Source organism: Lachnobacterium bovis (assembly GCF_900111325.1).
Lineage (GTDB): Bacteria > Bacillota > Clostridia > Lachnospirales > Lachnospiraceae > Roseburia > Roseburia bovis_A.
Genome location: NZ_FOGW01000020.1, coordinates 38283 through 46884 on the forward strand (window position 1 = coordinate 38283; position 8602 = coordinate 46884).

The 8602-nt window shown below is 29.7% G+C and carries 7 protein-coding genes and 1 other annotated feature; all 7 genes read left to right on the plus strand.

Features of this window, described 5'->3' with window-relative positions; all coding sequences use genetic code 11:
• Window positions 1–97 precede the first annotated feature (97 nt).
• Entirely contained in the window at window positions 98–688 is a 591-nt protein-coding gene (locus tag BMY79_RS08970; protein WP_022749414.1) for a thymidine kinase, read from the plus strand.
• 195 nt (window positions 689–883) lie between these two features.
• Window positions 884–1190 (plus strand) — a binding site (T-box leader).
• Window positions 1191–1376: 186 nt separating this feature from the next.
• On the plus strand, window positions 1377–2189 hold the full coding sequence (trpC, locus tag BMY79_RS08975) for an indole-3-glycerol phosphate synthase TrpC (RefSeq protein WP_029067355.1): 813 nt from the start codon (window positions 1377–1379) through the stop codon (window positions 2187–2189).
• The gene (trpB, locus tag BMY79_RS12640) at window positions 2179–4065 is read left to right on the plus strand and encodes a tryptophan synthase subunit beta (RefSeq protein ID WP_074730794.1); all 1887 of its coding nucleotides are present in this window, start codon (window positions 2179–2181) and stop codon (window positions 4063–4065) included. The genes trpC and trpB overlap by 11 nt, the downstream gene beginning before the upstream one ends.
• 119 nt (window positions 4066–4184) lie before the next feature.
• Window positions 4185–5042, plus strand: coding sequence for a tryptophan synthase subunit alpha (gene trpA, locus BMY79_RS08985; RefSeq protein ID WP_242838657.1), 858 nt, complete (start codon window positions 4185–4187; stop codon window positions 5040–5042).
• A gap of 47 nt (window positions 5043–5089) precedes the next feature.
• The gene (gene trpD, locus BMY79_RS08990; RefSeq protein WP_074730795.1) at window positions 5090–6103 is read left to right on the plus strand and encodes an anthranilate phosphoribosyltransferase; all 1014 of its coding nucleotides are present in this window, start codon (window positions 5090–5092) and stop codon (window positions 6101–6103) included.
• 167 nt (window positions 6104–6270) lie between these two features.
• Window positions 6271–8211, plus strand: a complete 1941-nt coding sequence (pulA, locus tag BMY79_RS08995) for a type I pullulanase (protein ID WP_022749420.1) — start codon at window positions 6271–6273, stop codon at window positions 8209–8211.
• Between the two features lie 185 nt (window positions 8212–8396).
• Window positions 8397–8602: IS200/IS605 family transposase (gene tnpA / locus BMY79_RS09000; protein WP_143065838.1), on the plus strand; the 206-nt coding region annotated here is incomplete at its 3' end.

Below are 8602 nucleotides of genomic sequence, written 5' to 3' on the forward strand. Positions count from 1 at the left end.
TTACCTCATTTTTGTTTGCAAAGAAGCTTTATGAAAAGATAGAGAATATGGTTTTATTAGATTAAATTATTACGAAATGAATAAGAGAGGAAATAACATGGCCAAATTATATTTCAGATATGGAGCAATGGGAAGTTCTAAAACAGCAAATGCTTTAATGGTTCAGTATAATTATCTTGAGAGAGGAAAAAGTGCTTTATTAGCTAAACCTAGAACGGATACAAGAGATGGGGAAAGAATAGTAAAATCAAGAATTGGTTTGCAAAATGATTGTATTTTAACAGAAGAATTAGTTGAATTTTCAGATGATGAAATAAAAAAATATGATTGTATCATTATAGACGAAGCTCAATTTTGTACAAAAGATCAAATAAACTTTTTTACTCATATTGTTGACGATTTAGATGTTCCAGTAATTTGTTACGGTTTAAGAGCAGATTTTAGAAATGAATTATTTGAGGGTAGTATGTGGTTACTTGCATGGGCTGATACTATTGAAGAAATAAAAACAGTATGTTGGTGTACTAAAGCAGCAAAATGTAATGCTCGATTTAATAAGAATGGTATTATTAGAGAAGGTTCTCAAGTAGTCCTAGGTGGAAATAGCTCATATATTGCTTTGTGTAGAAAGCATTGGAAAGAAGGAAATTTAGGACCTGATTTCATGAACAGAATAGAAGAGAAGTAGATAAACTAAGTATTACTAATGTGATATAAATAAAAATTATAGGGAATATAATTTTTTGTTCTTATAATTTTATAAAAAAGAGTTGACACACAATATTAGGTATTATATACTTTGTGTAAGTAAATTGTTACTACAAGAAATAAATGTTTGTCAAAAATATAATAATTACCGAATTGAAAGATATAATTAAATAATTTAAAATCTGTGATCGAAGGTAAGTACTTTAGAGGATGATTTTCAGAGAGCAAATGGTTGGTGTGAATTTGTAATTTAATCTAGAGGAATGGATTCGTGAGATGCTAGGTGAATTAAAAGTAGCTGAGGCCGTTTCCTAACGTTACATGGGGAGGATATCGATTTTGAGTTAGCTTTTTTAATGATAAATCCGTATCTGGTGAGATTGTATGAATTAGTGGCTGATGTCTAATTGTAGATGTCAGCTTTTTTTGTAAAAATATACAATGAAGATGGGTGGTACCACGATTTAAAAGTCGTCCCTAGTAGTTTCAGTAAGAAACTATTAGGGATTTTTTGTTAAAAAAATCGATAGGAAGGAGAAAAAGATAAAAACTAAAATGAAGACTAAAATGAAGACTAAAATGAAAACTAAAATGAAAACTAAAATGAAAACTAAAATAAAACTAATAGGAAAAGAAAAATGATAAATAAAAAGAGGAGGTGTTAAGGCTTGATTTTAGATGATATCGTTATGAAAAAAATCGCATTTTTAGAAAAGCAAAAAAAAAGGATTCCACTAAAAAGATTAGAAAAAATTGCATTAAGTGGTTTAAAAGAAATTGATAAAAATAATTTTATTTTAAATCTAAAAAAGGATGGAATTTCAATAATAGGTGAATTCAAAAATGCTTCGCCAAGTGCAGGTGATTTTGATTCAAAAATAGATTTAAGAAGTAGAATTGCAGAATATAATGAATCAGTCGATGCAATATCATGTTTGACGGAGGTTGATTATTTTAAAGGGAGTATTGAATATTTTGAACAGATAAAAAAATTAACACAACTTCCAATTTTAAGGAAAGATTTTGTGATAGACGAGTATCAAATTTTTGAATCAAAAGCAATTGGAGCTTCAGCTCTTCTTCTAATTTGTGCAATTTTAGATGATAATCAATTAAGCTATTTTTATGATTTGGCGAGAAGTTTACAGTTAGATGTTTTAGTAGAAGTTCACGATGAGAAAGAGATGGAAAGAGCGCTAAAACTAGATGCTCGTATCATAGGAGTTAATAATAGAAATCTAAATGATTTTAAAATTGATTTAGATACGACTAAAAGGTTAAGAAAGCTGGTTGGTGATGATAAAGTTTTTATTTCAGAAAGTGGAATATATTCTTTATACGATATAGAGTATTTAGCAGATACACAAATTGATGCCTTTTTAGTAGGACAGTTTTTGATGGAAGCATGGCAACCTTCTTTAGTGGCAAAAAATATCAAAAATACATACAAAAAAGGAAGAGATGTTGTTTATGAAAATTAAAATATGCGGTGTTACAAGAGAGGAAGAGATAATTTATATCAATGAGTTTGCTATAAATTATGTTGGATTTGTTTTTTATAAAAATAGTAAACGGTATGTTGAAATATCTAAAGCAAAAAAATTAATGGACAATCTAAGAGATCGTATTAAGACAGTTGCCGTAACAGTTGATCCAGATGAAGAACTTATTGAAAAAATAAAAAAACTCAATTTTGATATAATTCAAATTCATACCAAAAGAGATGATTTTTTTGATAGTGACCTGCTGACAAAAATAAGTGCTCCGTTATGGTTAGCATTTAATGTTGAGAATTCAGATGATTTGAAACATTATATAGAAAAATTTGATTCATTATCAAACAAATTAAAAAAGAAAATTCAAGCAATTGTTTTTGATAATAAAAATTTTGGAAGTGGTAAAACTTTTTCTTGGAAAAATGATATTGGATTTAGAAAGCTGCTAAAAGCATTTCGAAAAAATAATAATTGTGAACTTGTTTTAGCAGGAGGATTGAATTGTCAAAATGTGTCAGAGGGAATAAAAACATTTTATCCAGAAATTGTCGATGTTTCGTCATCATTGGAGGTTGAATGCAACTATATAAATAAGAAAGTGTATAGAAAGGATAGGGAAAAAATTATGAAATTTGTTGATGAAGTAAAAAAATGTGAAGTTGAAATTAATAATCAGATGAAAAAGGGTTATTATGGAAGATTTGGTGGAAGATTTGTGGCGGAATCGTTGATGAGTGTATTAGATGAAGTAGACAAAGAATTTGAAAAAGCTAAAAATGATGAACAGTTTAAAAAACAATTTGACTATTATATGAAACAATATGTAGGAAGAGAAACTCCACTATATTTTGCAGAAAAATTAAGTAAGAAATTTGGAACAAAAATTTATTTAAAGAGAGAAGATTTAAATCATACAGGAGCTCATAAAATTAACAATGTTATTGGGCAGTTATTATTGGCTAAACGCATGGGTAAAACAAAAGTTATTGCGGAAACAGGCGCAGGACAACATGGTGTTGCAACGGCAACTGGAGCAGCTTTATTTGGAATGGAATGTAGTATTTTCATGGGTAAAGAAGATATAGAACGTCAAAAATTAAATGTTTTGCGAATGGAAATGTTAGGCGCAAAAGTTATAAGTGTAGAATCTGGAAGCAATACGTTAAAAGATGCAACAAATGAAGCAATAAGAACATGGGCAAAAAATGCGGAGGATACATTTTATGTTCTAGGATCTGCAGTTGGTCCATATCCTTATCCAAAGATTGTCAAACATTTTCAAAGCATAATTGGAAAAGAAGCTAAACGACAGCATATCGAGGCAGAAGGAAAAAATCCAGATGTTGTAATAGCTTGTGTAGGTGGAGGATCGAACTCAATAGGCATTTTTTCATCTTTTTTAGATGATAAAGATGTTGAATTGATAGGAGTTGAAGCAGCAGGATGTGGAATTGATACTTCAATGCATGCTTCTGCTATGGCAGGAGAACAAATTGGAATTTTGCATGGTATGAAATCATATTTGCTTCAAGATGAAAATGGAAACGTTAAATTAGCACATTCTATTTCGGCAGGTTTAGATTATCCAGGTGTCGGTCCAGAACATGCTTATTTAAAGGAAACGAAAAGAGTTTATTATACATCAATTACGGACGATGAAGCAATGGATGCATTACTTTTATTATGTAAGGAAGAAGGAATAATTCCAGCTATTGAGAGTGCACATGCTGTTGCGTATGCTTTAAAAAAAGCAAAAGAAATGAATGAAAATCAGTCAATGATTATTAATCTTTCTGGTAGAGGGGATAAAGACGTTAATACAATTTCAGATTATGTTAACGGAAAAGGGTATTTGAATTAGCTTTAAAATGGGTTGAATAAATATATGGTATGAAAAATGTTGTGCTTAAAACCATTATTTAAAAACCATTACGTAAAAAACATATATATTAAAAAGAAAAAATTATATGAGGTGAAAATATGAATAATATGGAAAGTATAATAACAAATAAAATAGGGAAAAATGAATCAAAAAATAGAATAGAAAAATGCTTTGAAAATTTAAAAAATGAAAACAAAAAAGCGTTTATTACTTATGTTACAGCAGGTTATCCTGATTATGAAACAACTAAGCAAATATTATTTTCACAAGAAAAGGCTGGAGTTGACTTAATAGAACTTGGAATTCCTTTTTCTGATCCAATAGCGGATGGGCCTGTTATTCAAAAAGCTTCATTTGATGCAATTCAAAAAGGTGCAAATTTAATTAAAACATTTGAGTGTTTAAAAGAGGTTAGAAAACAAGGCTTAAAAATTCCGGTAATATTTATGCTTTATTATAACACAATATATTTTTGCGGATTAGAAAAGTTTGTAAAAATGTGCGTTGATGCTGGGGTTGATGGAGTTATTGTGCCAGATTTACCATTTGAAGAACAGGATGAATTGCAAAATGAAATTGATAAATATGCGAAAAACAAGATATTTATAATTCAATTAGTTTCTCCGATTTCAAAAAATCGAATGGATATGATACTAAATAATGCAAAAGGTTTTGTCTATTGTGTTTCATCTATGGGTGTAACTGGACAAAATGCTGATTTCTATAATGAAGTAGAAGATTATTTAGAAACAGTGAAAAATAAAACTAGTATTCCAATTGCATTGGGATTTGGAATAAGAAAATATGATGATGTAGAAAAAATAATAGATAAGGTAGATGGAGTAATAGTAGGTACTCGTTTAATAGAAGTGTTAATGGAAAATGATTTTTCAGTGTCTGAAGCCTATGAGTATTCGAAGAAATTTAAGGATACATTGGAGATGAAAATAAAATAGATAAGAAAAGCATCTAAATTAAATGATTTTTTATAAGGAGGAAGTATATGAAACAATTGTTGAATAAATTGGTAGCAGGAAAAAACTTAACAACAAGTGAAGCTATGTGTGCACAAGAAGAAATTTTATCAGGCAAGGCAACGCCTGTTCAGATTTCAGCTTTTCTTACTGCGCTTAGATTAAAAGGAGAGACATTAGATGAAATAATAGGATTGGCTACTGTCTTAAGGAAAAAAGCAAATAATATATCGCCGAAAGTATCAAATTATGTCGATTTGGTGGGTACAGGCGGAGATTGTACGTTTTCATTTAATATATCAACAACCTCAGCTTTTGTGGTTGCAGCTGCTGGTTTGCCAGTAGCAAAGCATGGAAATCGTTCTATTTCGTCTAAGTGTGGTTCGGGCGATGTTTTAGAAGCACTAGGTGTAAATATATGCTCGGATTTGAATACAGTTCAAAAATGTGTTGATGAAGTAGGAATAGGATTTATGTATGCACCAGCTTTTAATCCAGCAATGAAGTATGTTGGAGGAGTAAGAAAAGAGTTAGGAGTTAGAACTGTTTTTAATATTTTAGGGCCGATGGCAAATCCTTCAAGAGCAAAAAATATGTTAATAGGAGTGTATGACAAATCATTAACAGAAGTTATTGCAAAAGCAATGGCTAAGTTAGGAGTTGAAAGAATAATGGTCGTAAGTGGGCATGACAATATGGATGAAATTACTTTGACCGGTGAAACTTACGTGACTGAGATTATTGACAATAGGATAAAAAATTATGTCATTACTCCAGAAGAGTATGGATTTAAAAGAGTATCTTTAGATGCGCTTAGAGGAGGAGATTATAATGAAAATGCATTGATTACAAAAAATATTTTACAGGGAAAAGAAAAAGGACCAAAGAGAGATATAGTATTACTTAATGCGGGGGCGACACTATACATCGGTAAAACAGTAAACAGCATAGAAGAAGGAATTGAACTAGCAAGGAAAATGATAGACAATAATAAGGCATACAAAGTTTTGGAAAATATGATAAAAATGTCTAATAATAACTAAATAATACTGATTAGACAATAAAAAAATTATTTTTAAAGCAAATTCTTGCAAAAATATTTGTTATAAAATATAATATTTATAGGTTCGAAAAAAAACGAAAACTAATAGCAATAGCTAATAGTAACGACAAAAATAATAAAAAACAACAAAAGGAAAAGAGGAATTTAATGAAAACTATAAATACATTATGCGAGAATTTGCTAAATGATGATGGAACAACTACTTTTACATTATGGTCTCCAAGTGCGAAAGCAGTAAATGTAAATATTTATAAGGATTCATTTGGGGAAAAAGAAAATTCTTATAAATTAGAAAAAGATAGTTCAAATTTTTGGAAGGTTACCATTAACAAAAATTTAAAAAATAAATTTTATGATTTTGAAGTAACAAACAGTAAAACAATAATTGCACAAGATCCGTATGCTGTTGCAGTTGGAGTAAATGGCATAAGGGCGATGGTTTGTGATTTAAAGGATACTAATCCAGAAGGGTTTGAAAATGACAAATATGTGTCATTAAAAAGAGAAAACGATGCGATTATAATGGAGACTTCAATTGCAGATGCGACAAATGATAAAAGCATAGATATTCCTGAAAAGTACAGGGGCAAGTTCCTTGGAATGGCACAAAAAGAATATATAGATTATGTTAAAAAATTGGGGGTAACTCATATTCAAATTATGCCATTTTTTGATTTTGGAAGTATTGATGAAAGCAAAAATGATGGTATGCAGTATAATTGGGGGTATGATCCGGTAAATTATTTTTCGTTAGAAGGATCTTATTCGACAAATCCATTCGACGGAAATACTAGAATTAAAGAATTTAAAGAGCTTGTTAACACTTTACATAGGAACAATATAGGAATAATTATGGATGTTGTATTTAATCATACATATTCATTAGGGGATTTTTGTTTTCAGAAAATTGAACCAGATTATTTTTTCAGAAAAACTAATTCATCATATTCAAATGGTTCTGGATGTGGAAATGAAGTTGCTTCAGAAAAAGAGATGGTAAGAGAATATATAATTAAATGCGTATGTTACTGGACAAAAGAGTATCATATTGATGGATTTAGATTTGATCTTATGGGCTGCATTGATATAGAAACAATGAATCTTATATCTAGAGAACTTAAAAAAATAAATCCTAACATCATATTATATGGAGAAGGATGGTATGCATTACAATGTGGCTTAGAGAATAAATTATTAGCTTTAAAAGAAAATGTTAAACAGTTAGAAAAAATAGGAGTTTTTTCAGATGATATTAGAGACTCAATAAAGGGACATGTTTTTTATAATGACAGTATGGGATTTGTAAATGGAGGAAATAAAATGGAAAATGATATAGCATTTTCTGTTGTCGGAGCAATAAGGCATTATCAGGTTGATTATTCGAATTATTCTTATTCCTTTAACGGACCATGGAATGATAATGCATGTAAAATCATTAATTATGTTTCTTGTCATGATAATTATACACTTTGGGACAAGCTTAACATAGTTTATGATGAAAATATTAAAAAAAGTAGCAAGCTTAAAAAAATTAATAAGAAAAAATTGTTACTCGCACAAAACAGATTATCAGCAGCAATCGTCTTTACTTCGCAAGGGATTCCTTTTTTCTTGCAAGGAGAAGAAATATTAAGAAGTAAAGAAATGTATGATGGTGATAAATTTATTGGATATGCAGAAAATAGTTACAATTTGTCCAAGGAAATAAATAGCATTAAATATAACTTAAATGAAGAGAAAAAGAAAATGCTAAATTATTATAAGGGATTGATTGCGGTTAGAAAAAAATTTAATCAGTTTAAGTTAATTACAGAAAATGAAATAAATAAAAGTATAGCCTTTTATAAATTAAACGAGAAAATAGTTTTATATACTATAGATGATTTGATAGTGATTTATAATGCAAACATTAGAAGTAAAAAGCTTAATTTAGGTAAGATTTTAGAAAACAAAATAATTGGCAAAAATCTTGAGGTCTATGTATATGATGATAAAGCATCAGATGTACCTTTGAAGATTTTAAAAGGAACAAAATGTTTTGAATTAAAAATCCCAATGGTTTCGTGTACAGTAATAAAAATTTCATAAAATACTATAAATCTATGGAGTGTCTAAAGTGGCTCCATAGATTTTTTTTTATTGTGTAGCAAGGTTTTAATAAACCCCCTGCTATGCAGGGGGACAACAGACGCTTTAGCTTACAGTAAAAACCTCCCGTGATATAATAACTTTGGTTCGCCAGCCAAGCTAAATATTACAGGAGGTGGTCCAAGATGGACATGAATAGTTTATCACATACAAAGTGGGAATGTAAGTACCATATTGTATTTGCGCCAAAATTCAGAAGAAAGGTAGCATATGGGCAATTGCGACAAGACATAGCCAACATTCTCAGCATGTTGTGTAAAAGAAAACATGTAGAGATAATCGAGGCGGAAATATGCCCAGATCACGTGCATATGCTGGTGAGAATTCCACC